General features: G+C 61.8%; 26 protein-coding genes. 13 read left to right on the forward strand and 13 right to left on the reverse strand.

Annotated features, from left to right (window positions below; translation table 11 throughout):
* From BM132_RS26315 to BM132_RS26325, 3 genes are read right to left on the reverse strand one after another with little or no spacing between them, the layout of a single operon-like run.
* Positions 1-807 carry a putative hydro-lyase gene (locus BM132_RS26315; RefSeq protein WP_092459760.1) on the reverse strand — a complete coding sequence of 269 codons (807 nt, stop codon included), beginning with the start codon at positions 805-807 and terminating at the stop codon, positions 1-3.
* Positions 804-1,574: a LamB/YcsF family protein gene (locus BM132_RS26320; protein WP_092402279.1), complete on the reverse strand. Its 771-nt coding sequence runs from the start codon at positions 1,572-1,574 to the stop codon at positions 804-806. The genes BM132_RS26315 and BM132_RS26320 overlap by 4 nt, the downstream gene beginning before the upstream one ends.
* Positions 1,575-1,602: 28 nt before the next feature.
* Complete coding sequence (locus BM132_RS26325; RefSeq protein WP_092402282.1) at positions 1,603-2,835, reverse strand: NRAMP family divalent metal transporter; 1,233 nt, start codon at positions 2,833-2,835, stop codon at positions 1,603-1,605.
* 252 nt (positions 2,836-3,087) lie between these two features.
* Here BM132_RS26325 and BM132_RS26330 point away from each other — a divergent pair, with 252 nt between their 5' ends.
* The 4 genes from BM132_RS26330 (at position 3,088) to BM132_RS26345 (ending at position 6,084) form a co-directional block, all read left to right on the forward strand.
* Positions 3,088-3,753, forward strand: coding sequence for a GntR family transcriptional regulator (locus tag BM132_RS26330; protein ID WP_092402285.1), 666 nt, complete (start codon positions 3,088-3,090; stop codon positions 3,751-3,753).
* Between the two features lie 199 nt (positions 3,754-3,952).
* Positions 3,953-4,522, forward strand: a complete 570-nt coding sequence (locus tag BM132_RS26335) for a GNAT family N-acetyltransferase (protein WP_092402288.1) — start codon at positions 3,953-3,955, stop codon at positions 4,520-4,522.
* Positions 4,523-4,624: 102 nt separating this feature from the next.
* Entirely contained in the window at positions 4,625-5,494 is an 870-nt protein-coding gene (gene tesB / locus BM132_RS26340; RefSeq protein WP_092402291.1) for an acyl-CoA thioesterase II, read from the forward strand.
* On the forward strand, positions 5,491-6,084 hold the full coding sequence (locus BM132_RS26345) for an HAD family hydrolase (RefSeq protein WP_092459762.1): 594 nt from the start codon (positions 5,491-5,493) through the stop codon (positions 6,082-6,084). Before tesB ends, BM132_RS26345 begins: the two co-directional genes overlap by 4 nt.
* Before the next feature lie 143 nt (positions 6,085-6,227).
* Here BM132_RS26345 and BM132_RS26350 read toward each other — a convergent pair whose 3' ends face one another.
* Positions 6,228-7,175, reverse strand: coding sequence for an alpha/beta fold hydrolase (locus BM132_RS26350; RefSeq protein ID WP_092459765.1), 948 nt, complete (start codon positions 7,173-7,175; stop codon positions 6,228-6,230).
* Complete coding sequence (locus BM132_RS26355; protein WP_092459767.1) at positions 7,175-8,056, reverse strand: KPN_02809 family neutral zinc metallopeptidase; 882 nt, start codon at positions 8,054-8,056, stop codon at positions 7,175-7,177. The genes BM132_RS26350 and BM132_RS26355 overlap by 1 nt, the downstream gene beginning before the upstream one ends.
* A gap of 233 nt (positions 8,057-8,289) precedes the next feature.
* On the opposite strand from BM132_RS26355, the gene BM132_RS26360 reads away from it, so the two are divergent.
* On the forward strand, positions 8,290-9,066 hold the full coding sequence (locus BM132_RS26360; protein WP_092459769.1) for an IclR family transcriptional regulator: 777 nt from the start codon (positions 8,290-8,292) through the stop codon (positions 9,064-9,066).
* Positions 9,067-9,119: 53 nt separating this feature from the next.
* Positions 9,120-9,998, forward strand: coding sequence for a DMT family transporter (locus tag BM132_RS26365; protein WP_092402306.1), 879 nt, complete (start codon positions 9,120-9,122; stop codon positions 9,996-9,998).
* Between the two features lie 73 nt (positions 9,999-10,071).
* On the opposite strand, the gene BM132_RS26370 is transcribed toward BM132_RS26365, so the two are convergent.
* Entirely contained in the window at positions 10,072-11,409 is a 1,338-nt protein-coding gene (locus BM132_RS26370) for an MFS transporter (protein WP_092459771.1), read from the reverse strand.
* Positions 11,410-11,681: 272 nt separating this feature from the next.
* Between BM132_RS26370 and quiC the strand changes: the two genes are divergently transcribed.
* The gene (quiC, locus tag BM132_RS26375; RefSeq protein ID WP_092459773.1) at positions 11,682-13,583 is read left to right on the forward strand and encodes a 3-dehydroshikimate dehydratase QuiC; all 1,902 of its coding nucleotides are present in this window, start codon (positions 11,682-11,684) and stop codon (positions 13,581-13,583) included.
* Positions 13,584-13,687: 104 nt separating this feature from the next.
* Positions 13,688-14,365 carry a TetR/AcrR family transcriptional regulator gene (locus BM132_RS26380; protein WP_092402315.1) on the forward strand — a complete coding sequence of 226 codons (678 nt, stop codon included), beginning with the start codon at positions 13,688-13,690 and terminating at the stop codon, positions 14,363-14,365.
* 110 nt (positions 14,366-14,475) lie between these two features.
* Here BM132_RS26380 and BM132_RS26385 read toward each other — a convergent pair whose 3' ends face one another.
* From BM132_RS26385 to BM132_RS26400, 4 genes are all read right to left on the reverse strand, one after another.
* Positions 14,476-15,327 (reverse strand): shikimate dehydrogenase, encoded by an 852-nt coding sequence (locus BM132_RS26385; RefSeq protein WP_371264161.1) that lies wholly within the window; start codon positions 15,325-15,327, stop codon positions 14,476-14,478.
* A gap of 5 nt (positions 15,328-15,332) precedes the next feature.
* Complete coding sequence (aroQ, locus tag BM132_RS26390; RefSeq protein WP_092459777.1) at positions 15,333-15,773, reverse strand: type II 3-dehydroquinate dehydratase; 441 nt, start codon at positions 15,771-15,773, stop codon at positions 15,333-15,335.
* 205 nt (positions 15,774-15,978) lie between these two features.
* Positions 15,979-17,058, reverse strand: coding sequence for a tRNA (uridine(54)-C5)-methyltransferase TrmA (gene trmA, locus BM132_RS26395; protein WP_092459779.1), 1,080 nt, complete (start codon positions 17,056-17,058; stop codon positions 15,979-15,981).
* A complete protein-coding gene (locus tag BM132_RS26400) occupies positions 17,055-18,350 on the reverse strand; it encodes an NCS2 family permease (protein ID WP_092402327.1) in 1,296 nt (431 codons plus the stop codon). Before BM132_RS26400 ends, trmA begins: the two co-directional genes overlap by 4 nt.
* A gap of 204 nt (positions 18,351-18,554) precedes the next feature.
* Here BM132_RS26400 and BM132_RS26405 point away from each other — a divergent pair, with 204 nt between their 5' ends.
* Entirely contained in the window at positions 18,555-19,010 is a 456-nt protein-coding gene (locus tag BM132_RS26405; protein ID WP_092459780.1) for a DUF4879 domain-containing protein, read from the forward strand.
* A 165-nt stretch (positions 19,011-19,175) separates the two neighbouring features.
* The gene (locus BM132_RS26410) at positions 19,176-19,742 is read left to right on the forward strand and encodes a DJ-1 family glyoxalase III (protein ID WP_092459782.1); all 567 of its coding nucleotides are present in this window, start codon (positions 19,176-19,178) and stop codon (positions 19,740-19,742) included.
* Positions 19,743-19,748: 6 nt separating this feature from the next.
* Here BM132_RS26410 and BM132_RS26415 read toward each other — a convergent pair whose 3' ends face one another.
* The gene (locus BM132_RS26415; RefSeq protein WP_092459784.1) at positions 19,749-20,036 is read right to left on the reverse strand and encodes a HigA family addiction module antitoxin; all 288 of its coding nucleotides are present in this window, start codon (positions 20,034-20,036) and stop codon (positions 19,749-19,751) included.
* A gap of 14 nt (positions 20,037-20,050) precedes the next feature.
* A complete protein-coding gene (locus BM132_RS26420) occupies positions 20,051-20,329 on the reverse strand; it encodes a type II toxin-antitoxin system RelE/ParE family toxin (RefSeq protein ID WP_092459786.1) in 279 nt (92 codons plus the stop codon).
* A gap of 203 nt (positions 20,330-20,532) precedes the next feature.
* On the opposite strand from BM132_RS26420, the gene BM132_RS26425 reads away from it, so the two are divergent.
* From BM132_RS26425 to BM132_RS26435, 3 genes are read left to right on the forward strand one after another with little or no spacing between them, the layout of a single operon-like run.
* Entirely contained in the window at positions 20,533-21,057 is a 525-nt protein-coding gene (locus BM132_RS26425; protein ID WP_092459788.1) for a (2Fe-2S)-binding protein, read from the forward strand.
* The gene (locus tag BM132_RS26430; protein WP_092459790.1) at positions 21,054-22,043 is read left to right on the forward strand and encodes an FAD binding domain-containing protein; all 990 of its coding nucleotides are present in this window, start codon (positions 21,054-21,056) and stop codon (positions 22,041-22,043) included. The genes BM132_RS26425 and BM132_RS26430 overlap by 4 nt, the downstream gene beginning before the upstream one ends.
* Complete coding sequence (locus BM132_RS26435) at positions 22,043-24,244, forward strand: xanthine dehydrogenase family protein molybdopterin-binding subunit (RefSeq protein ID WP_092459793.1); 2,202 nt, start codon at positions 22,043-22,045, stop codon at positions 24,242-24,244. The genes BM132_RS26430 and BM132_RS26435 overlap by 1 nt, the downstream gene beginning before the upstream one ends.
* Here the strand turns inward: BM132_RS26435 and BM132_RS26440 are convergent.
* Complete coding sequence (locus BM132_RS26440; protein WP_092459795.1) at positions 24,241-25,479, reverse strand: MFS transporter; 1,239 nt, start codon at positions 25,477-25,479, stop codon at positions 24,241-24,243. The two genes, BM132_RS26435 and BM132_RS26440, sit on opposite strands and share 4 nt — an antisense overlap.
* Between the last annotated feature and the right edge of the window lie 256 nt (positions 25,480-25,735).

The raw sequence follows: 25,735 nt of genomic DNA on the forward strand, positions 1-25,735 counted from the left end.
CTAGACGTGGTAGGTGCTGTCAGGCACATCGGTGATGAACATATGGCCCGGCGAATGGGTGATGGCGAAGGGCACGCCCGATGCCATGACCGCTGCCTGGGGCGTCACGCCGCAGGCCCAGAACACCGGAATCTCACCGGGTTCGATGCGTACGGCGTCGCCGAAATCGGGGCGCGCCAGGTCCTGGATGCCGAGCAGCGCGGGCTCGCCGATGTGCACCGGAGCACCATGGACCGAAGGGTAACGCCCGGAAATACTCGCCGCCTGCGCGACACGATCGGCCGGGATCGGGCGCATGGACACCACCATTTCACCGTGTAGACGCCCGGCCGGGCGGCAGGCACGGTTGGTCTGGTACATCGGCACATTGCAGCCATCGGTGATATGCCGCACGTCGATACCGGCCTCTTGCAGGGCAGTTTCAAAGGTGAAGCTGCAGCCGATCAAAAAGGCCACCATGTCGTCGTGTTCAGCCCAGGCCTGAGTGGCATCGCTGACTTCCTCGGCCAGCTTTCCATCACGCCAGATGCGGTACAGCGGGATGTCAGTGCGCAGGTCCGCTCCTTCAGCCAGCAGTGTTCTCGGGCTGCCGGCGTCGCTGACGTCAAGGATCGGGCAGGCTTTGGGATTGCGCTGGGCGTACAGCAGGAAGTCGTACGCCCAGGCGCGCGGCAGGGCGATCAGGTTGGCCTGGGTCATGCCCGGCGCGATACCCGCCGTGGGGGCGATCAGGCCGTTACGGTAAGTGGTGCGTGCATCCCGGGCAGCGGCAATCGCCGCCTTGCGGGCGAGAGCCAGGGCATTCATGAGTGTGCTCCGGCAAAGGGCAGCAAGGACATGTGCGCCTGTTCCAATACCCGGCGCAGCTCGCGGGCCATTTCCACAGCAGCGGGGCTGTCGCCATGGACGCAGATCGAATCGGCTTGGATTCGGGTCAGGCTGCCATCGATGGCTTCGACAGTGCCGTCTTCCACCAGGCGCAGCATGCGTTGGGCCACGAGCTTGGGATCGTGCAGCACGGCCCCGGGTTCGCGTCGCGAGACCAACGTGCCCTGGGGCGTGTAGGCGCGGTCAGCGAAGGCTTCGGCGACACACTGCAAGCCCTCGTTACGGGCCAGTTCGATCAGGCTGGAACCGGCCAGGGCCACCAGTATCAGAGTCGGGTCGACAGCGCGGATGGCTTCGATCACCGCCAGCGCCTGCCGGCGATCGTGGGCAATGGTGTTGTACAAGGCTCCGTGGGGTTTTACGTAGCGCACCGACGTGCCGGCGGCCTTGGCCAGGCCCTGCAACGCACCAATCTGGTAGATCACGTCTGCTGTCAGCTCATCGCTGGCCACGTCCATGTTGCGTCGACCAAAGCCCACTTTGTCCGGGTAAGCGACATGGGCACCGATGGTGACATTTTTTGCCGCCGCCGCTTTCAGTGTCCGCAAGATGCCGGCCGGGTCGCCGGCGTGGAAACCGCAGGCGACATTGGCGCTGGTCACGACATCGAGCATCGCGGCATCGTCGCCCATGCTCCATGCGCCAAAGCTTTCGCCCAGGTCACTGTTGAGATCAATATTTGGCATGAGAGTGGCTCCTTTGTTTCTATCGGGCTCAGACCACGTTGAGGAAGGCGAAGATCGGCCCAACGGATTTGAACGCCATGTACCAGGTCAACACGCTGGTCAGCGCGCCGAGCACCAGCAGCCAACGTGGATAATGGTAGCCGCCCATCAAGTCCGACCGACGCCAGCCAACGTAGATGAAGATGCTCAGGCCGATGGGCAGTATCAGGCCGTTGAACCCACCCGCAAAAAGTAACAGTGCGGCGGGGGCGGTGCCCATCAGGGTGAAGATCAGCAGCGACAGGGCGATGAACACAGTGGTGGCGCGGTTTCGGCCTTTTTCAGTGATGTTCGGCTTGAACACGGTGATGAAGGACATGGAGGTGTAGGCGGCACCGATCACGCTGGTAATACTGGCGGCCCAGAGAATCAGGCCGAACACGCGCAGGCCGAACTGCCCTGCCGCGGCCTGGAAGGCTTGCGCCGCGGGATTTGCGCCTTGACCGGAGGTGTCGATGACGACGCCACTGGCCACAACGCCGAGGATGGCCAGAAACAGGATGTAGCGCATGACGCCGGTGACCATGATGCCGCTCAAGGCGGCCTTGGACACGGCCTGAAGGTTCTCTTCCCCGGTGGTGCCTCGATCCAGCAGGCGGTGAGCCCCTGCGTAGGTGATGTAACCGCCGACCGTGCCCCCGACAATGGTGGTGATGGTGGCGAAGTTGATCTGGTCTGGAAGCACGGTCTGGTACAGGGCTTCGCCCAGTGGCGGGTTGGAGGCGAAGGCGACGAACAGGGTCAGGGTGATCATCACCAGGCCCAGCACGACGATCAGCCGGTCGACGGCAATCCCTGCACGGTGGGAGGAGAAAATGCCGATGGCCAGCAGGGCGCTCAGACCACCGCCCCATTTTGCATCCAGGCCCATCAGGGCATTGAGCCCCAGTCCGGCACCGGCGATGTTGCCGACGTTGAACACCAGGCCGCCGAAGATCACCAGGACTGCCAGCAGGTAGCCGCTCCCCGGAATCGCCCGGTTGGCCAGGTCGGCCGCGCGCATCCGGGTCAGCGAAACAATTCGCCAGACATTCAGTTGAACGACGAAGTCGATCAGGATCGAGGCCAGGATACCGAAGGCGAACGCCGCGCCGATGTTTGCCGTAAAGGTCGCGGTCTGGGTAATGAAGCCAGGGCCGATGGCGGAGGTCGCCATCATGAAGATTGCGGCGATCAGGGAAGAGCGTCGCGCCTTTGTGAACTCATGAGCGATCTGTGTCACGGCATCATTCCTACGGTGGGAGATGATGAGTGTTGAGCAACGAACATGCCAAAACCCAGGAATCTGGTTGAAAGTGTTGATCCATACTTATTGGATCGTTGAACAATCATGATCGTGGAAGGCTACAATCTGCACCGAATTGTAACCTTGTCACTCGTGCGTGTTACTTAATGATGCACGCAGGCCCCTGGCTTCTTGCCTTGCACCAAGCTCTCGTGGAACATCGTGGCTTTCTCTTATCCTGGATTGCACATGAACGACGTTTCACCTTCCCTTCCTCGCTCGCTGGGAGAGTCCATCACCCAGGAAGTCCGCAGAATGCTGGTCGAAGGTGAACTGGTTCCGGGTCAACGACTGTCCGAAGCGGCCCTGGCCGAAAGCCTGCAGATTTCCCGCAACACCTTGAGGGAAGCGTTCAGGGTCCTTACCCGTGAGGGGTTGCTCAAGCATGAACCCAATCGCGGGGTGAGCGTGGCGGTGCCCGATATGGCGTCGATCATCGACATCTATCGTGTCCGCCGCTTTATCGAATGCAAGGCCATTGCCCAGGGTTACCCGCTGCATCCGGGAACACTGCATATGCGTGAGGCGGTGGAGGCGGGCATGCGCGCCCGTGAAGTCAAGGACTGGAAGGCTGTCGGCACCGCCAACATGATGTTCCACAAGGCGATCGTCGAACTCGCCGACAGCCCGCGATTGGTGGTGTTCTACGGTCAGATATCTGCCGAGCTGCGGCTGGCGTTCGGCCTGCTCAAAGATCCGGAGTTCCTGCATATGCCCTATGTCGATATGAACGTTTCAATCCTGCGCTGTATCGAAGAGGGGCAATCAGCGGAGGCAACCCGGTTGCTCGAAGCCTATCTGGTGCAGTCGGAGCGTACCGTCCTGGCCGCTTACGAGCGCAGTCTGAACCGGTAGCGCCCCACGAGCGCGACGAACGCCTCGCCAGCAAAGGCAAGCCTGTCGATAATTGATACCTGGCGCGGCCGCGTGGCTCATTCGATCATGGTGGACACATCGTCGGTGTCTCCACCTTGATTCCGGCAGCGGCCGTGGGCCGTTTATTTGGGCGTGGCGATTTCGCTTGAGTAGGCGTTGGGGCATGGAGAGGAAGGAAATGGAGCCGATACTGGAACTGCAAAGCGCGCGGCTGATACTGCGCCAGTGGCGCGACGCGGACTTGCCGGAGTTTGCCGCCATGTCTGCCGATGCGCAGGTGATGCGTTATTTTCCGGCGCCCCTGAGCCGCCTGGAAAGCGCCGCGCTGATCGGGCGCGTGCGGGGCCATTTTGCCGAGCATGGTTTTGGTTTGTGGGCCCTGCAGCGCAAGGACACCGGGGCCTTCATTGGCTTTACCGGCTTGGGCGTGGTCGGGTTCGACGCGCACTTCACTCCGGCAGTCGAGATCGGCTGGCGTCTGGCCCGGGAGCATTGGGGCTTGGGTTATGCCAGCGAAGCCGCATGGACGGCCCTGCGGTGTGCGTTCGATCGCCTCGGGCTGGAGGAGGTGGTGGCGTTCACCGCCGTCGATAACCTGCCATCGCAGAAAGTCATGCAAGCGATCGGCATGCAGCATGACCCGGCCGATGACTTCGAACACCCAAAGCTCGCCGTCGGTCATCCATTGCGTCAACATGTGCTCTATCGCATCAACCGTGAACAGTGGCTACAGACCCTGCACGGTTAGCCGACACGGACGTTTACAATGCCCGCCACAATGGCCCGGGCCAACAATCGATCCACCGTCGCAGCACCGGCTGCGCGGTTGAGCTGTGTGAGGAAAGTCTGAATGAGCCACGTGTTGGAAGATCTGGTCGACCTGCTGACCCTGGAACCCATCGAAGAGAACCTGTTTCGCGGTCGCAGCCAGGACCTGGGGTTCCGCCAGTTGTTCGGCGGCCAGGTGCTGGGCCAGTCACTGTCGGCGGCCAGCCAGACCGTTGAAGAGGCCCGTCATGTGCATTCGATGCACGGTTATTTCCTGCGCCCAGGCGATGCGGCCTTGCCGGTGGTCTACCAGGTGGACCGGGTGCGTGACGGTGGCAGTTTCAGCACTCGCCGGGTCACGGCGATCCAGAAAGGCCACCCGATTTTCACATGCAGCGCTTCGTTTCAATACGACGAGCAGGGTTTCGAGCACCAGAACTCCATGCCCCAGGTGGTAGGGCCGGAGAACCTACCTTCGGAGCTGGAACTGACCCAGCAGCGGGCGCACCTGCTGCCCGAACACATGCGGGAAAAACTGCTGTGCCCCAAACCGATCGAGGTGCGCCCGGTCACCGAGAAAGATCCCTACAATCCGCAGCCGGCCGATCCGGTCAAGTACGTATGGTTCCGGGCCGATGGTGCCCTGGCGGACTCGCCGGCCCTGCATAAATACCTGCTGGCCTACGCCTCGGACTTTGGTCTGCTGACCACCTCGATGCTGCCCCACGGCAAATCGGTCTGGCAAAAGGACATGCAGGTTGCCAGCCTCGACCATGCCTTGTGGTTCCACGCCGACCTGCGCGCCGATGACTGGTTGCTCTATGCGATGGACAGTCCGTGGGCCGGCAATTCCCGTGGGTTCTCCCGTGGCAGCGTGTTCAATCGCGCCGGACAACTGGTGGCGTCGGTGACCCAGGAAGGCCTGATTCGCCACCGCAAGGACTGGGCATGAGCCTGGCCGATGTGCGCCACTGGGTGTTCGACATGGACGGTACGCTGACTATCGCGGTGCATGATTTTGCGGCGATCCGCGTGGCGCTGGCGATCCCGGCCGAAGACGATATTCTGACCCACCTGGCGGCGTTGCCGGCTGACGAAGCCGCCGCCAAGCATGCCTGGCTGCTGGAACACGAGCGGGACCTGGCGCTGGGCTCCCGGCCTGCGCCGGGGGCGGTCGAGTTGGTGCGCGAACTGGCGGGGCGCGGCTATCGCCTGGGGATTCTGACCCGTAACGCCCGCGAGTTGGCCCACGTGACCCTGCAAGCTATCGGCTTGGCCGACTGTTTCGCCGTGGAGGATGTGCTGGGCCGTGACGAAGCACCGCCCAAACCTCATCCAGGCGGCCTGTTGAAACTGGCCGAGGCCTGGAGTGTGGCGCCCGAAGCGATGGTGATGGTGGGCGACTACCGTTTCGATCTGGACTGCGGCCGTGCGGCGGGTGCGCGGACGGTATTGGTGAACCTGCCGGACAATCCGTGGCCGGAGCTGGCGGACTGGCATGCGCGCGACTGTGGGGAGTTGCGGCGGATGCTGTCGGCTTGATAGTTATGTTGGCTGGTTAACCGCATTCGCGAGCAAGCCCGCTCCCACAGTGGATTTACGGTGAACACAGAATTTGTGATCGACACAAATCCACTGTGGGAGCGGGCTTGCTCGCGAAGAGGCCCTCCCGCTCGACACAAGGCTCACTGCCCAAACAAAACCTTAAGCCCCTGCGCCGAATTGAACATGCCATCCCCATCATGCCCAACCCCGGGCACTTCGATCAGCCGCTGGTTCAGCCCTTCAGGATGACGCCGGGTCAGGTAGTCAAAAAAGAACTGCCCGCGCAGTAACCGATACGCCCCTTGGGTCTGCGCTTCACAGCCTTTATCCAGCGCCGGATGCTCAGGGTCGATGTCCTGTTGCCCAAGCAGATAAACGATGTCGCGTTTGACGTAGTTGTCTTCCAGTTGAGCGGGCGTTTGCCCGGCGGCATAGGCGGGCAGGTTCTGCAGGCCGTACTTCCAATGGTTGAAGCCGGGACAACCGGCCGGGTCGAAGGCCATGGGGCGCTGCGCGTCGAAATAGGCATAGGAGGATGGGTTGGCGATGACGAATCTGGGTGTGATCCGGGTTTGGCCGCGAGCGAGCAAGGCGTAGCGCTGAGCGACCTGCGCGCCGCCGGAATGGCCCGCGATGACGATCTCTTTCACCTCGGGAAACTGCTGCCGGTCACTGACCCGGGCGACGATGTCGTCAATGACCTGAAAGGAACTGACCGCCTTGGGCCCCGTGGATAAGCCGCCGGCCATCCAGTCGTTGCCCTGCCAGCGCAAGAGCTCATTGGGCAACTGATGGCGGGCAACGTCATGTTCGTTGAGAAACTGCGGGGCGATGATCAGGGTCGTGGTCAGTTGACCGGCGTGTGCGGCAGCCTTTTCGGCGCTGTGCAGATACGTCTGGGCGTTGCGCAGCCGGCCATGGAGGATGATCAACACGCGCTGGATAGACGCCGGGGGTGGACTCACGCCGACCACCATGGCGCCGCCCTTGAGCTGCAGTCGCCCTTGAGCGACCACGCCCACGCCCTGTTCGTTTGCCTGGGTAAAGGTGCAGCACAGCAGCAGGCTGAGGAGGGCACCCCACTTCATTACAGATTTTTCGCCGCGAAGGTGTCGCATTGGCTGACTTGACCCTGGGCAAACCCGGTCTTGAACCAGCGAACCCGTTGCGCCGAGGTGCCGTGGGTAAAGGAGTCCGGCACCACCCGGCCCTGGCCCTGCTGCTGGAGGCGGTCATCACCGATGGCGTTGGCGGCGGTCAAGGCCTCTTCAATGTCCCCCGGCTCCAGCCAGTTCAGGCGCTTCTGCGCATGGTTGGCCCAGACGCCCGCCAGGCAGTCGGCCTGTAATTCCTGACGTACCAGCAGACCACCATCGCCTTCCATCTGGCGACCTTGACGGCGAGCCTCCTGGATTTTTGCCGACACCCCGAGCAGTGTCTGGACGTGATGCCCGACTTCATGGGCGATGACGTAGGCCTGGGCGAAATCCCCGGCGGCGGCGAACCGTTGGGACATTTCCTGGAAGAAACTCATGTCCAGGTAGACCTGTTTATCGGCCGGGCAATAGAACGGGCCGGTGGCTGATGAAGCGAGGCCGCAAGCCGAGTTGACCCGGCCGCTGAACAGCACCAGTTTGGGTTGCTGGTACTGGCGCCCGGCCTGCTGGAAGACCTGGCCCCAGGTGTCTTCGGTATCACCGAGGATTGAGCGCACGAACTCGGCCTGTTCATCGTTCGCGGGCGGCGCTTGCCGGGTCTGGGAGGAAGCAGGGGCCGAAGTCTGGTCCATCTGCCCGGCCAGTTGCCCGAGAATCTGCATGGGGTCCTGGCCGGTGATCCAGCCGATGCCGACGATCAGGACAATGGCCGTCAGGCTCAGCCCCTTGCCGCCGCCGAAACGCATCCCGCCCCCACCGTCCCCGCGGGCGTCCACCACGTTGTCACTGCGGCGACCTTTTTTCCATAACATGTGGGAAATCCTCTGATTGACCGTGTGAAGAGTGTTGCTGCTGAGTGGGGTTGCCGCCAGTTAACGGACAGACATTCGCAGTGAGTCTAGCTTTTGAAGGCGCAGGGTGTACGCCTGAGCTCTCAGGCAATCGCCACGGGTTTTGGTTCATCGGTCAACATTGAATGTCGGGTTCCAGAATTTGCATTACACTTCGCATATTTTGGAATCGACGTCTCTCATCTGGATTTTTCATGGCCGGCAGTCAAATCGAACGGGTTTTCAATGTGCTGGAATGTCTTGCCAGCGATCCCCGCGGCTGGGCTCTGCAAGGGTTGGCCGAACACTTACAGATTCCCAAGAGCGCTACGCACCGCCTGCTTGCCGAACTGACGCGCCTGGGTTACGTGCGCCAGAACCCCGAGAACCTGCGTTATCACTTGTCGACCCGCCTGGTCGCCCTGGGCTTTCGCTACCTGTCGCGCAGCGGTGCCGATATCGTGCAGCCGGTGCTCGATCGCCTGGCTCGGGAAAGCGGTGAACTGGTGCGCCTGGGCGTGATCGAGGGTGATCGCCAGACCTGGATTGCCAAGTCCCAGGGCGCCCGGTCCGGGTTGCGTTACGACCCCGACATGGGCCGCGAGGCGCCGTTGGTCTATACCGCGTCGGGCCATGCCTGGCTGGCGTGCATGAGCGACGCCCAGGCGCTGTCGCTGGTGGACCGCCAGGCCCTGGAAATGCCGGCGGACGTGGGCCCCAACGCGCCGCGCAGCAGCGTTGAATTGCTTCAGTACCTGCGTCAGGCCCGTGAGCAGGGCTATGCCTGTGTCGAGGAAAGTTCGGCGGTCGGCACCTCAGCCATTGCTGCCGTGGTGCGTCATCCGCTGGATGGCCGGGTCTTGGGGGTGCTCAGCATTGCCGGGCCCACCGCACGGATGACGCGAGCGAGGCTGCATGAGCTGGCGCCGACCTTGCTTGCGTTTACCGAGGAATTGTCACAAGCCAGCCAGGCATCGGAGTTGTTCAGCTGAATTTGCAGTCGCAGATACCGGCTCCTCTACATCAAGCAGCGCAGGATTTTTACATGACCGTCAGCACCCCGCTTTCCGGCGTCAATCAGGCCTTCAAGGGCATCCTGCTGATACTTTGCGCGACGTTCCTGTTCTCCAGCCATGACGCTTTGTCCAAATATCTTTCGGGGTTCTATCCGATCATCATGGTGGTATGGGCGCGCTATCTGGTGCACACGCTGTTGATGGCGGGGATTTTCCTGCCGCGCTCCGGGCTGCGCGTGCTGCGTACCAAGCGGCCGTTATGGCAGTTGGCGCGTGCGTTGTGCCTGTTGGGCACCAGCCTGTTTTTCACCACGGCGCTGCTCTACATCCCGTTGGCGGAGGCGACCGCGGTCAACTTCCTCGCGCCCGTGCTGGTCACTGCATTGTCGGTGCCTTTATTGGGTGAACACGTGACGCGCGGCCAGTGGATCGCGGTGATCTTCGGTTTTATCGGGGTGTTGATCATTGTCCATCCGGGCGGTGAGCTGTTCACGCCGGCGGTGTTGTTGCCGTTCTGTTCGGCACTGTTTTTCTGTTTCTATCAACTGCTCACTCGCAAACTCAGCGAGATCGACAGCCCCACCACCAGCAATTTCTTCGCCGGCCTGTGCAACACATTGGTGATGAGCGCCCTGGTACCGTTCTTTTGGCAGGTGCCGAGTCTGTTGCATGGGGCGATGATGCTTGCACTGGGGGCGTGCGGGATGACGGCGCACCTGATGCTGACCCAGGCCTTCCGCTTCGCCGCCCCGGCGCTGCTGGCGCCATTCGGGTATTGCCAGATCGTCTTTGCCGGCCTGCTCGGCTGGTTGCTGTTCAGCCATACGCCGACGCTGACCACGGTGTTCGGCATCGTGCTGATCTGCCTCAGCGGGTTGGCGGCGGCGTGGCAACAGCGGCGGAGCTAAAGCGGACCGTGGTGGGATCGATTGTGGGAGCAAGGCTTGCTCCCACAGGGGATGAGTCCCGGGCTGACGGGTATCAGCTTTCCAGCGTCGGCACCTTGCGCGGTGCCATGAAGTACAACCAGATCAGGGCAATGAAGTACATCGCCGGGATCAGGGTGAACAGTACGGTGTAGTTGTTGTTGGTCACTGTGAGGATATGGCCCACCAATTGGGTCATGAACATTCCGCCGACGGCGGCGCACATGCCGCCGAAGCCGAACACTGTACTCATCATGTGTTTGGGCGTGTAGTCCATCACCAGGCTCCAGATATTGGCGGTCCAGGCCTGGTGCGCGCCGATGGCCAGGGAAATGGCAAACACGGCCATCCACAGGTTGCTGGCGCCGGCGGCCATGATCACGCCGATGATGCAGCAGGCGAACAGCAACATGGAAATCAGCCGGGCCTTGATCGGATTCAGGCCGCGACCGATCAGGAAGGAAGACAGAATCCCGCCGCCCACGCTGCCGAAATCGGCGGTGAGGTAAATGATGATCAGCGGGATGCCCATCTGGGTCACGTTGATGCCCAGGTTGTATTGCTGGTTCAGGAACGGCGGCAACCAGTAGAGGTAGAACCAGAACACCGGTGCCGTGATCGAGTAGGCCAGGGCGAACGCCCAGGTGCCCCGCATGCGCAAGATACGGGAGAACGGCACGCGGACCTGATTGGGTTCGTCCTGGGCCTGGATGTAGTCCAGTTCCGCCTGTTTGACGCTGGGATGATCTTCCGGGTTGAAGTATTTCAGGCCCCAGAACACCAGCCAGATCCCGCCCAGCGCGGCCATGCACAGGAACGCCGCCTGCCAGCCCCACACCTGCAGGACCAGCGGCAGCAGCATTGGGGTGAACATCGCGCCAACGTTGGTTCCGGCGTTGAAAATACCGGTCGCCACGGCCCGTTCACCGGCCGGGAACCATAGCCGTGTGGTCTTCACGCAGGCCGGGTAGTTGGCGGCTTCGGTCAGGCCCAGAATGAAGCGGCAGACCATGAAGCCCACCGCCGACGTGGCCAGGCCATGGGCACCGGTCGCCAGGCTCCAGAGCAGTACGGCGCAGAAGAAGACACGCTTGACGCCGATCCGGTCGATCAGTCGGCCTTGCAGCACGAAACCGATGGCATAGCCGACCTGGAACCAGAAGTTGATGTTGGCGTAATCCATCGCCGTCCAGCTCATTTCCTTGGCGAGGATGGGCTGCATCACGCCCAGTGCGGCGCGGTCGATGTAGTTCAGGGTGGTGGCGAAAAATACCAGGGCGAGCATGCCCCAACGGGTTTTGCCCACGGCCAGGGCGCCGCGGATCTTGTCACCGACGCCAGCGGTCGTGGCACTCAGGACGGGGGGCAGGCGGGAGCTTTGGGAAGGAATCATAACGTGTACCCGTTCTTGAAATTCTTATGGTGTGGTCTGGGGCTGTCCAGAGAGGTCGACGATCAGGCCTGCCTCAATGAGGGGCCGATGGTGCGCAGTGAGCAAAAAATCGTCAATTCGCTGATCGGGCATTGCGTTCGATAATCGCCCAAAAAACTAACCGAATAGTACATATTAAATTGCTGAAACAAACCTTCAGCTCAATAATCGGCTCACTCTTTCAAAAGCGGCACACCTGTGTGTAGCCGATGCCTGTCCCGGGAGCCGAAGTCATGCAGCGTTCCATTGCCACCGTGTCCTTGAGCGGTACCCTGCCGGAGAAACTTGAAGCCATTGCCGCCGCCGGTTTCGACGGGGTGGAAATCTTCGAGAACGACCTTCTCTATTACGATGGCAGCCCTCGGGAAATCAGGCAGATGTGCGCCGACCTGGGCATCGCCATCACACTGTTCCAGCCGTTTCGGGACTTTGAAGGTTGCCGTCGCGAACGCCTTGCGCGCAATCTGGAGCGGGCCGAGCGCAAGTTCGACCTGATGCAGGAGCTGGGCACCGACCTGGTGCTGGTGTGCAGTAACGCCTCGGCCGACAGCCTGGGTGATGAGCAGATTCTGGTGGATGACCTGCGATTGCTGGCCGAACGAGCCGGTGCGCGAGGCTTGCGCATCGGTTACGAGGCGCTGGCCTGGGGCCGACACGTCAATACTTATCAACAGGTCTGGAACATCGTGCGCCAGGCCGACCATCCTAACCTGGGTGTGTTGCTCGACAGCTTCCATACCTTGTCTCTCAAGGGCGATCCGAGTGCGATTGCGCAGATTCCCGGCGACAAGATTTTCTTCGTGCAAATGGCCGATGCGCCGATCCTGGCGATGGATGTCCTGGAATGGAGCCGGCACTTCCGTTGCTTCCCAGGCCAGGGCGAGTTCGATTTGCCGGGCTTTTTGGCACCGATCATCAAGAGTGGCTACACCGGGCCACTGTCGCTGGAGATTTTCAACGACGGTTTCCGCGCCGCGCCACCACGGGCCAATGCCGCCGACGGTCTGCGTTCATTGTTGTATCTGGAAGAGAAGACCCGCCAGCGGCTGGCCGAAGAGGCCGAGCCGGCGAGCCATGCTGACATCCTGTTCGCCACACCGCCGGCCAGCGAATACAACGGTATCGAGTTCCTTGAGTTTGCAGTGGACGACAACCTTGGCGCGAAGCTGTCCCATTGGCTGGAGCGGCTGGGGTTCGTCAAGGCCGGCCAGCATCGCTCCAAGAACGTGAGCCTGCTGCGCCAGGGCGATATCAACCTGATCCTCAATTGCGAGCCCTATTCGTTTGCCCACAGCTTTTTCGAAGCTCACGGACCGTCCCTATGCGCCACCGCCGTGCGAGTCAAAAACAGCGCCAGCGCCCTGGAACGGGCCGTGGCCTACAAGGGTCAGCCTTATCGCGGCCTGGTGGGGCCCAACGAACTGGAGTTGGCGGCGGTGCGTGCACCGGATGGCAGTCTGATTTATCTGGTGGATCAGGACGCCGACGTCTACGGCACCGATTTCAACCTGCAACCGGGCGCTGTCATCGGTGCCGGACTCAAGCGCATCGACCACATGGCGATGGCGCTGCCGGCCGATAGCCTCGACAGCTGGGTGCTGTTCTACAAGAGCTTGCTGGATTTCGAAGCCGACGACGAAGTGGTGTTGCCCGATCCGTATGGCCTGGTAAAGAGTCGTGCCCTGCGTAGCCGTTGCAGTTCGATCCGCTTACCGCTCAATATTTCCGAGAACCGTAACACCGCGATCTCCCATGCGCTGTCCAGTTATCGCGGCTCCGGCGTGCACCACATCGCCTTCGACTGCGATGACATCTTTGCCCAGGTCAGCCGTGCCAAAGAAGCCGGCGTGCCGCTGCTGGACATTCCGCTCAACTATTACGATGACCTCGCGGCGCGTTTCGATTTCGACGATGAATTTCTCAGCGAGCTGGCGTATTTCAACGTGCTGTACGACCGTGACGCCCAGGGCGGCGAGTTGTTTCACGTCTACACCGAGCCGTTCGAAGGGCGCTTCTTCTTTGAAATCATCCAGCGCAAGAACGGCTATGCCGGCTACGGCGCCGCCAATGTCGCGGTGCGGTTGGCGGCCATGGCCAAGTCCCGCAGCGGTGGCTTGCGGCACGCCAAGTTGTAGGGAAATCGTAAATGCGGCGGTAAAGGGCAACCCCGTGGCTTGGCTTGACTGCGCGGTGCGGCCCATAATCGCCAACCTGTGCAGTGATGGCCGTGAGCCCCGCGATGACTATGAATTCAGAGCTTTCCGCAGACCTCGACGAACCTGTCGTCGAGCCGCGCAAGAGTCGCAAGAACAACCCGGAGAAAACCCGGGAAAACATTCTTCAGGAAGCCATCGTCGAGTTCGTCCAGCAGGGCCTGTCCGGCGCTCGGGTCGACGCCATTGCTGAGCGCATCCACACCTCCAAGCGCATGATCTACTACTACTTCGGCAGCAAGGAGCAGTTGTACGTCGAGGTGCTGGAAAAACTCTACGGCGATATCCGCAACACTGAGAGCCGCCTGCACTTGGCCGAACTGGCCCCGGTCGATGCGATCCGGCGCCTGGTGGAATTCACCTTCGACCACCATGACCGCAATGTGGATTTCGTGCGCATCGTCTGCATCGAAAACATTCACAACGCCGAGTACGTCAAGCAATCGGGCGCCATCAAGGCGATGACCAATACCATCCTTGATTCCCTGGGCGTGATCCTGCGCCGAGGTGCCGAAGAGGGGGTGTTCCGCGCTGGCCTCGAACCGCTGGATGTGCATCTGCTGATCAGTTCTTTCTGCTTTTACCGCGTGTCCAATCGCCACACCTTAGGTGAGATTTTTCAGATCGATTTGCCGGACGAAGCGATCAAGCAGCGTCATCGCCAGATGATTTGTGAGTCGGTGTTGCGGTATCTGCAGGCCTGACCTTGAAACCTTTGTGGGAGCGAGCCTGCTCGCGATAGCGGTGAATCAGTCAGTGTTGATGTAACTGACATACCGCTATCGCGAGCAGGCTCGCTCCCACAAGGGTGGGTTCAGTGATTCATGCTCTGGAAATGCTCCAGCATCCGCTGCGCATCCGGCGCCACGCCGCTGAACAGCTCGAACGCCTTCACCGCTTGGAACACTGCCATGTTGCCGCCATCCAGCGTGCGGCAACCCAGCGCGCGGGCGTTGCGCAGCAGTTCGGTTTCCAGTGGGAAGTAGACGATTTCCGCGACCCACAACTCGCCCCGCAGCAGCTCGACCGGCACCGGCATGCCCGGCAGTTTAGCCATGCCCATGGGCGTGGTATTCACCAGGCCGTCCGCCTTGGCCATGGCGGCAGGCAAATCATGCCCGGCGCGGGCGCGGCCAGGACCGAAGTGTTGATTCAAGTTGTTTGCCAGCGCTTCGGCGCGGCTGACTTCAACATCAAAAATGCTCAGCGTCTGTGTGCCTTCTTCCAACAGCGCGTGGGCCACCGCCGCGCCTGCGCCACCAGCACCCATCTGAACCACGTGCTGACGTGCCACTTCACCCAGGCCGCGGCGAAACCCTTCGGCGAACCCCAGGCAGTCGGTGTTGTGGCCGATGCGTTTGCCCTCCTTGAACACCACGGTATTCACCGCGCCAATGCCCCTGGCCTCGGGCGACAGCTCGTCGAGCAACGGGATGATCGCCTGTTTGCAGGGGAAGGTGATGTTCAGGCCGGTGAAGTTCATATGCTCGGCGGCCTTGAGCAAGTCGGGCAGGGCGCCGCTGTCGAGTTCCAGGGCGTCCAGATCGATCAGTCGATAGAGGTAGCGCATGCCCTGGGCATCGCCCTCGCGCTCATGCAGCGCAGGGGTGCGCGAAGCCTGGATGCCCGCACCAATCAGGCCGGCAAGCACGGTGATATTCGACATGCTCATCAACCCTTCAACCGCTGACTGAAATGCTCCAGCGCCAGGCGATAACCATGGCTGCCAAACCCGCACATCACACCGATGGCGACCGATGAAACAAAGGAGTGATGACGGAACGTTTCGCGGGCGTGGACGTTGGACAGGTGCACCTCGATCACCGGGACTTCGCTGGCGACCAGGGCATCGCGGATCGCCACCGAGGTGTGGGTCCAGGCTGCCGGGTTGATGACAATGCCGGCACACCGGCCGCGTGCGCCATGCACCCAGTCCAGCAATTCGCCTTCCTGATTGGTCTGGCGAAACTCCACCGCCAGGCCAAGTTCTTCAGCGGCACGACCGCATAGCGACGAGATGTCGGCCAGGGTTTCGTGGCCGTAGGTGGCCGGCTCGCGGGTGCCGAGCAGGTTCAGGTTCGGGCCGTTGAGCACCAGAACGATCGGAGGCATGGCAATTTCTCCACAATTTTTATTGTTGGGGTCGGCGGATTTCAGCCGGTGGAGATAAATTGTACTAGATGGTTAATTTGGTCAAACAAAGCCGAAGGCATCGGGCAATAAGTGTTCGATGATCGAACATGGCCGCAGGCACGGTAAGTTTTTGAGGTGGAAATTGTGGCGAGGGAGCTTGCTCCCTCGCCACGGGGGGCTGTGCTTACCGCCGGGTCAACAACACCCCGGATTCCATGTGATGGGTCCAGGGGAATTGATCGAACATCGCGCAGCGGGTGATGCGGTGGGTATCGTGCAGTTGCGCGATGTTGGAGGCGAGAGTTTCGGGGTTGCAGGAGATGTACAGGATATTGTCGAAGCGCCGGGTCAGTTCGCAGGTGTCCGGGTCCATGCCGGCGCGGGGCGGATCGACGAAGACGCTGCCGAATTCGTAGCTCTTGAGATCGATGCCATGCAAGCGACGGAACGGGCGGACTTCGTTCAGGGCCTGGGTCAATTCTTCGGCTGACAGGCGCACCAGGGTCACGTTATCCACAGCGTTCTCGCTGAGGTTGCTCAGCGCGGCGTTCACCGACGTCTTGCTGATCTCGGTCGCCAGCACTTTGCGTACGCGGGTGGCCAGAGGCAGGGTGAAGTTGCCGTTACCGCAGTACAGCTCCAGCAGATCATCACTGCGATCACCCAATGCCTCATAAGCCCAGTTGAGCATCTTCTGGTTCACGGTGCCGTTGGGCTGGGTGAAGGCGCCTTCGGGCTGGCGGTAGCTGAACGTGCGGCCACCGACGTCGAGCTTCTCCACCACGTAATCATGGCCGATCACTTCCCGTTTGCCCTTGGAGCGGCCAATGATGCTCACGCCGAGGTCGTTCGCCAGTTTTGTGGCCGCTGCGTGCCAGTGCTCATCCAGCGGGCGGTGGTAACACAGGGTGATCATCGCATCGCCGGCCAGGGTGGTCAGGAACTCCACCTGGAACAGCTTGTGGCTCAGGGGCGCGCTGGCCTGCCAGGCGGCCTTGAGTTGCGGCATCAACTGATTGATGCGCAGGCTGGCAATGGGGAATTCCTCGATGAGGATCGGCGTGCGCTTGTCGTCCTGGGAGAACATCGCGTAATGCCGCTCGCCGGCCTCGCGCCACAGGCGGAATTCGGCCCGCAGGCGAAAGTGCTCCAGCGGTGAGTCGAACACCGCAGGCTGCGGTGCATCGAACGGGGCCAGCAGGTCACGCAAGCGGCTGACCTTGTCCTGGAGTTGAGCGGCGTAGGCCTGGGAATCAAAAGTCATGCGTTGAACCAACCCAACTTGATCACAAACAGAATCGACAGGATGACCAGCGCCGGGTTCAGCTCACGGCCACGGCCAGACACCAGTTTGATGGCGGTCCAGGCGATGAAGCCGAAGGCAATGCCGTTGGCGATGGAATAGGTGAACGGCATCGCCAGCGCGGTAATCACCACGGGAGCGGCCACGGTGATGTCGTCCCAGTCGATTTCCGCCAGGCCCGAGGTCATCAGCACGGCGACGAACAACAGCGCCGGCGCGGTGGCGAAGGCCGGGACGCTGGAGGCCAGTGGCGAGAAGAACAGCGCCAGCAGGAACAGGACCGCCACGACGATGGCGGTCAGGCCGGTGCGGCCGCCGGCGCTGACGCCCGCCGCCGATTCGATGTAGCTGGTGGTGGTGGAGGTGCCCAGCAGCGAGCCGGCCATGGCGGCGGTGCTGTCGGCGATCAGCGCCCGGCCCATTTTCGGCATGTGCCCGTCCTTGCCCATCAGTCCGGCGCGCTTGGCGACGCCGATCAGGGTGCCGGAATTGTCGAACAGATCGACGAACAGGAAGGCGAAAATCACGCTCACCAGACCGATGTCCAGGGCGCCCTTGATGTCCAGTTGCAGGAAGGTCGGCGCCAGCGATGGCGGCATGGACATGATTCCGCCGAACGGGGTGAAGCCCATCAGGATCGAGGCGAGGGTGACCGCCAGGATGCCGATCAGCACCGCTCCGCGCACCTTAAGCGCTTCGAGGCCAACGATCAGGATGAAGCCGAGGGTGGCGAGGATCGGCGCCGGTTGTTTCAAATCACCGAGGCCGACCATGGTTGCCGGGTTTTTCACCACGATGCCGGCATTATTCAGAGCGATCAGCGCCAGGAACAGGCCGATACCGGCGGCGATGGCCGAGCGCAGGGGCAGCGGGATGCTGTTGATGATCCATTCGCGGATGCGAAAGATCGACAGCAGGAAGAACAACACGGCGGAAATGAACACCGCGCCCAGCGCCACTTGCCAGGTATGGCCCATGTGCAGGACCACGGTGTAGGTGAAAAACGCGTTCAGGCCCATGCCCGGCGCGAGGGCGATCGGGTAGTTGGCGATCAGCCCCATGGTCGCGGAACCGATGGCCGCCGCCAGGCAGGTGGCGACGAACAACGCTCCCTTGTCCATGCCGGTTTCGCCGAGGATGCTTGGGTTGACGAACAGAATGTAGGCCATGGCCAGGAAGGTCGTGACGCCCGCCAGAATCTCGGTCCGCACGTTGGTGTTGTGTGCCTTGAGTTGAAACAGCCTTTCCAGCATGTCTGCTCCCCGTGGCGCGCCGGGCGCCGTGAATGTATCGACCTCAACAGCAAAGCACAGACCGCCAGGGGCGCTCGGGAATTTTCTGCGGGTCGGAAAAAGCCGCGCATCATACCAGCAGCGTGGCGCAATGGCTGCGATCCTCGTCGATGTTTTGCCGACGCGCCAAGTGAGCCATACTGCGCGCGGTTCCGGGAGGTCTTTATGCATCGTATGAAAAAACACCTGTTGGCCGCATGGGCATGTGCGCTGGGCCTGGGGCTGCATTCGCAGGCCGTCAATGCCGCTTCGGCACCGCCCCTGAGCGAGGTCAAGGTGCTCAAGGTCGAGTCGCCCGCCTGTGGCTTCGAAGACATCGCCCAAGGGCAAGCGCAGACCCGTTGCAATCACAGCGGCCCGAGTATCAAGGTCTATGTGCTGGAGGTGGGTTACGGCCGTCAGCCCCATGTCACGCTGGACGGCTTTGACGTCGATGGCACCCGCTCGCCGGTGTGTGCGTTCAGCAATGGCAACCTGAATGACTGCTCGAACGGGACTCAAACGGTCGGCTATTTGTACATCTTCGATCTGAAGGGCAAGCAGGAAGGTACCTTCAACTTCAGCAACCAGTCGATCAACGCCCCAGGCAACCGGATGTCGACCCAGCTGTACATCAAATGACCCGCCGATCCCCTGTGGGAGCTGTGTAGGAGCTGTCGAGCGAAGCGAGGCTGCGATCTTTTCCCCGGCGCTTGAGTCCCAAGCCAAAGGTCAAAAGATCGTCCGAACCCGGCCCGAGCCTTCGGCAACTCCTACACTACAAGCATCACCCAGCGGAGAGCGCCCATGATTCCTGGAACCAAGATCCCCCGAGCCCTGATTGCCGTTGCCGAAGGTGTCGACGATTTGCAGACCGTCACGTTGATCGATGTGCTGCGCCGGGCTCAGGTCGAAGTGGTGGTGGCGAGCATCGAAGGGCGGCGGATGTTGACCTGCGCCCGTGGCACGCGGTTGACCGCCGATGGCATGCTGGTGGACTTGTTGGCGCAGGGCTTTGACCTGATCGTCCTGCCCGGCGGCATCATTGGTGCTCAACACCTGGCGGCGCACCAGCCTCTGCAACAATTGGTCAAGGACCAGGCCACAGCCGGACGTTTCTTCGCCGCCATCGCCGAAGCCCCGGCCCTGGCCTTGCAAGCGTTCGGCGTACTGCGCCAGCGCCGCATGACCTGCCTGCCCGCCGTGAGCCAGCAACTGTCCGGTTGCAATTTTGTCGATCAGCCGGTGGTGGTGGACGGCAACTGCATCACCGCCCAAGGCTCCGCCGCCGCGCTGGCGTTTGCCTTGACGCTGGTGGAGCAACTCAGCGGCAAGGGCGTGAGGGGCGTGGTGGCGGCGGAGTTGCTGGCCTGACGGGCGTCAAGCGTGCTGTAGGAAAGGTTCGATCAAGGGTTGTTCACGTTGTTCGGCTTGCCACAGATCATAGTCCGTCTGGACGCCCAGCCAGACCCTGGCCTTGCCGATCCCGGCACGTTCCAGGCGCACTGCCAGATCGGGGCTGACGGGTGCATGGCCATGCAATACCCGAGAAAGATGCGGCCGGGCGAAGCCCAAATGCCGCGCCAGCTCGGTGACTGTGATGCCCAATTCGGGCAACACATCCATCAGTAGCGTTTCGCCAGGGTGTGGCGGATTGTGCATGGGCATGTTCCAGCCTCCTGTCAGTGGTAGTCCAGATAATCGACCAGTTCGACATCCGAACCGCTAAAACAAAAAATAATTCGCCAGTTTCCCGAAACGCTCAGCGACCAGTATTCAACCCGCTCACCCCTGAGCGGATGCAGTCGCCATCCGGGGATATCCAAGTCGTCAGGCGACTGCGCCCGGTCCATGAACTGGAGCATGCGAGCCAGGCGTTTTCCATGGTCAGCCCGGATTCCACGGGTCGAACCCGTTTCATAGAAGATCCTGAGGCCCTTGTGTCGGAAGGATTTAATCATGGAATCGAGTGTAAGGCGATACGTTACACTCGGTGCGCTACATATATACCGCACGTGCCAGATAAATCTGTGTATCCCGCGATGGCTAAGGCTTTTTTGGCGTGTCGAAATTGCCTTGAACGCTCACCCCACCCCGAAGTCGTACCCCTTATGACGGCGGTTTGCGAAAACGCCGCGAGTGTACGACCAACCGTGAGGTGTTTATGAGCGCGACCTTGTCCGAAACGACACAGGCGTCCTTCGTCCGCCATCCGATCCGCCTGACGCTCAATGGCCAGGCACGCGAACTGCAAGTGCTGCCCTGGACCACGCTGCTGGATCTGCTGCGTGAGCAACTGGATTTGGTGGGCAGCAAGAAAGGCTGCGACCACGGTCAATGTGGCGCCTGTACGGTGCTGCGCGACGGCAAGCGGATCAACGCCTGCCTGACGCTGGCGGTGATGTGCGACGGCGCTGAGCTGACCACCATCGAGGGGTTGGCCAGCGCTGATCAGCTGCATCCCATGCAGCAGGCTTTCATCAAGCACGACGCCTTCCAGTGCGGTTACTGCACACCTGGGCAGATCTGCTCTGCGGTGGGGTTGGCCAACGAAGGCCGGGCACAGACTAAGGGGCAGATCAGCGAACTGATGAGCGGCAATCTCTGCCGGTGCGGCGCCTACAACAACATCCGTGACGCTATCGAAGAGGCATTGCCGCTCTGCCCGCAGCGGGGAGGTGATCAATGAACCCTTTCCAATACAGCAAGCCCGACACCGTGCAGGCCGCCGTCGACTTGTCGAGCCCGGTTTCACGCTTCATTGCCGGTGGCACCAACCTGCTGGACCTGATGAAGGAAAACCTCACCCGACCCGAGCACCTGATCGACATTACCGGGCTGCCCCTGGCGGACCTCAGTGAAACCCCTTCCGGCGGGGTGATGATCGGCGCGTTGGTGAGCAATGCTGACCTGGCCTGGCATCCCTGGATCCAGCGCCGCTACCCGCTGCTCTCCCAGGCCATCCTGGCGGGCGCCTCGCCACAGTTGCGCAACATGGCCAGCACCGGCGGTAACCTCCTGCAACGCACACGTTGTTATTACTTCTATGACGCCAACGTGCCGTGCAACAAGCGGCGCCCCGGCAGCGGTTGCCCGGCTCGGGACGGCTTGAATCGTATGCACGCGATATTCGGCGCCAGTGATCAATGTGTCGCCACGCACCCCTCTGACATGTGCGTGGCGCTGGCTGCTCTGGAGGCGGTGGTGCATGTTATCGGTCGGGGCGGGGCACGGACCATCGAGTTCGCTGACTTTCACCGCCTGCCCGGCGATGCCCCGGAACGGGACAACCAACTGGCCGATGATGAGCTGATCACCGCCATTGAGTTACCTGCCGCCGGTTTCGCTGAACACAGCCATTACCTGAAAATTCGCGATCGGGCGTCCTACGCCTTTGCGTTGGTTTCGGTGGCGGCGGCGCTGGAGCTGGACGGACCGGTGATCCGCCAGGCGCGCCTGGCCTTGGGTGGCGTTGCCCACAAACCCTGGCGTGATCGGGCCGTGGAGAGTTGGCTGAGCGGCCAGACCGTCAGCCGCGAAACCTTCACGGCTGCCGCTGACGCGCTGTTGCAAAACGCCGAGCCGCTGGAACATAACGGCTTCAAGGTCAGACTGGCGCGCCGTGCGGTGGTCCGAGCCTTGAGCGATGCCGCACTGGTGGGAGGACACGCCTGATGAATGCTTCGAGCAAATCCATAGGGCAACCGCTGGACCGGGTCGATGGCCTGCTCAAGGTCACCGGCCAGGCCCGATATGCTGGCGAATACCCCGAGGACGGTTTGTTGCACGGCAGCGTCGTCTCCGGCAGCATCGCCCGTGGCCGCGTGCGGCGCATCGATGCCAGCCGAGCGTTGACGTTGCCCGGAGTGGTCACGGTGATCGACCACACCAACCGCCCCAGGATCGCCAGCTACGACGAGCCCTACCAAGACGCCGATGCGGCAGAGGGTTCGCCGTTCCGACCGCTGTATAACGATCAGGTACTCTACAGCGGCCAGCCATTGGCCTTGGTGATCGCTGAAAATCTCGAGCTGGCCCGCTACGCCGGTTCGCTTATTGAAATCGAATATGAAGCCCAGGACCATCAGACCGATCTGGCCATCCTGCAAAACGAAGCCCATCCGGCTCCAGCAGAATTGCCCAAGCCCCGTGGGAATTTTCAAGGCGAGTACGCCAGTTCGGCCCTCAGTGTGGACGTGTCCTACAGCACACCGATCGAACACCACAACCCGATGGAGCCTCATGCCTCCACCGTGCTGTATCAGCCTGACGGCAGCCTGCACATCCATGACAAGACCCAGGGCACGCAAAACTGCCAGGCCTATGTGCAAAAGGTCTTCGGGCTTGAGAAAGACCAGGTGCGAGTGTTTGCCGCCTATGTGGGCGGCGCCTTCGGTTCCGGGCTGCGGCCACAGTACCAAATGCCCCTGGCGGTGATGGCGGCGCTGGCGCTCAAGCGCTCGGTGCGGGTCAGTCTGACGCGTCAGCAGATGTTTACGTTTGGCTATCGGCCACGGACCTTGCAGCGCGTGCAACTGGGGGCCGCGGCCAACGGGCGACTGTTGGCGGTGGCGCATACGGCCATCGGCCAAACCTCACGCTTTGAGGATTTCACCGAACATGTCGTGGAGTGGAGCGGCATGCTCTATCACTGCGACAACGTCGAATTGACCTACAAGCTGGTGCCGCTGGACGTCTATACGCCGCTGGACATGCGCGCCCCCGGCGCTGCCCTGGGACTGATCGGTCTGGAGTGCGCCATGGATGAACTGGCCTGTGCCTTGGCGATCGATCCGATCCAGCTGCGGTTGCTCAACTATGCCGAGCGTAACGAGAACGAAGGCAAACCCTATTCCAGCAAGGAGTTGCGTGAATGCTATGCCCAAGGTGCCCGTCGTTTCGGCTGGGACAAGCGCAACCCGGAACCGCGCAGCATGCGTGAAGGTCGGCAGTTGGTCGGTTGGGGCATGGCGGGCGGTGTGTGGGAGGCCATGCAGCAGAAGGCCAGCGCTCGGGCCTCGCTGGATGCCAACGGCCAGTTGACCGTCAGCAGCGCCACCACTGACATTGGTACCGGCACCTACACAGTCATGACCCAGATCGCTGCCCAAGCGTCAGGGATTTCCCTGGAAAACGTCACCTTTATCCTCGGAGATTCGTCGCTGCCGACTGCGCCCCTGCAGGGCGGTTCGTTCACCGTCTCGTCGGTGGGCACCGCCGTGCAGCAGGCCTGTGAAGCCCTGAACGAAAAACTCCTGGCTGTGGCGCGGCAGACCTGTCCGGCCTTTGCTGGCGCGACCCTTGAACAAGTGACGTTTGCCGACGGTCAGCTACGTTTGGGCGAGGCCTGTGTCTCGTTGGCAGAGCTGGCGCAAAAAAGCGGCGAGACACCCTTGCAGGTTCAGGTCACTGCCGAGCCGGACAAAAAACGGCAAGCCTACGCCACGGCCACGCATTCGGCGGTGTTTGTCGAAGTGCTGGTGGATGAGGACTTGGGCACGGTGAAGGTCAATCGGGTGGTCAGCGCCATCGCCGCCGGACGGGTGATTAACCCGAAAACCGCGCGCAGTCAGATCCTCGGTGGCGTGGTCTGGGGTGTCGGTATGGCCTTGCACGAAGAAACCCTGACTGACCATGCCTTGGGCCGGCACATGAATCACAGCCTGGCGGAATACCATGTGCCGGTGAACGCCGACATCGGCGACATTGACGTGGTTTTTGTCGACGAGCACGACGAGATCGTCAATGCCCTCGGCTCCAAGGGCGTCGGTGAGATTGGCATCGTCGGTGTGGCGGCGGCCGTGGCCAATGCGATTTATCACGCCACCGGCAAACGGGTCCGGGACTTTCCCATCACGCTGGATAAACTGCTTTAGGTTTTCGCCGCTTCCACCGGTTCGTGCATCCGGTCACGGTTGGCCAGGGTCGGGAACAGTTTGATCCAGACCCCGGTCACCAGCAGCGTGCCGACACCGCCCATGACCACCGCCGGCACGGTGCCGAACCAATGGGCGGTCAGGCCGGACTCGAACTCGCCCAACTGGTTCGAGGCGCCAATGAACAGTCCGTTCACGGCGCTGACCCGGCCGCGCATTTCGTCCGGTGTTTCCAACTGCACGAAGGAGGCGCGGATCACCATGCTGATCATGTCCGCCGCGCCCAGCACCACCAATACCGCCAGGGAAAACCAGAACGAAGTGGAGAGGCCGAAGGCGATGGTGGCGACGCCGAACACGCCCACGGCGGTGAACATCACCCGACCGACCTTGCGCTCCACGGCAAACCGCGCCAGCCACAGCGACATCAGCAAAGCCCCCACCGCCGGAGCCGAGCGCAGCAGGCCCAGGCCCCAAGGGCCGGTGAGCAGAATGTCCTTGGCGAACACCGGCAAGAGCGCCGTCGCACCGCCCAGCAGGACCGCGAACAGGTCCAGGGAAATCGCCCCGAGAATGTCCGGCCGGCTGCGGATGAAGCGAATCCCGGCCAGCAACGAATCCATGGTTGCCTTGCCTTTGTTCAGCGGCGTCTGGCGGGCGGGCAGGTTGAGCATCAGGCAGCAGGCGATGACGTAGAGCAACACGGTCGGCCCATAGACCCAGACGCTGCCAAAGGCATAGAGCAGACCGCCCAGGGCCGGGGCGACGATGGTCGCGGACTGCTGGGCCGACTGCGCGGCGGCCACGGCGCGGGGAAACAGCGCGGCCGGCACGATGCTCGGCAGCAGTGCCTGGGTGGTGGGCATCTCAAAGGAGCGGGCGGCGCCAAGCAGGAAGGCGAGGATGAAGATCATCTCCCGCGTGACGTTATCAGTGGCACTGCCGATGACCAGCGCCAGGGCAATCATTGCCTGCAACGACTGGCAGATCGCCGCGACCTTGCGGCGATCATAGCGGTCGGCCACATGCCCGGTGTGCAGCATGAACAGCACGCGCGGAGCAAACTCCACCAACCCTACAAGACCCAGGTCCAATACGTTGCCGGTCAGTTGATAGAGATTCCAGCCGATGGCCACCGTGAGCATCTGGAAACCACTGGCGGTGAAGATACGGGCCAGCCAGAAGGCGATGAAGGGGCGATGGTGGCGGAGCAGCAATGGCGCTTGGCTGGGCATCTATGACGGGTCCGGTGATGAGGGCATCGAGATTATCACCGAGTTGTAACCGGAGGTTGCGGTTGCCGGAAAAATAGTTAGCCAAGCATCGATTTAGATCGAGATGCAATTTTTGTGGCGAGGGAATTATCCCTGTGTGGGAGCAAGGCTTGCCCGCGATGAAGGCGACACGGTCGTTCAGATATCGGAGGTGACTGTTTCGCGAGCAAGCTTTGCTCCCACAGAGCGGGGATAAATCCCCTCGCCACAAGAGACT

Origin of the sequence: Pseudomonas sp. NFACC45, from assembly GCF_900113505.1 — a bacterium.
Lineage (GTDB): Bacteria > Pseudomonadota > Gammaproteobacteria > Pseudomonadales > Pseudomonadaceae > Aquipseudomonas > Aquipseudomonas tehranensis.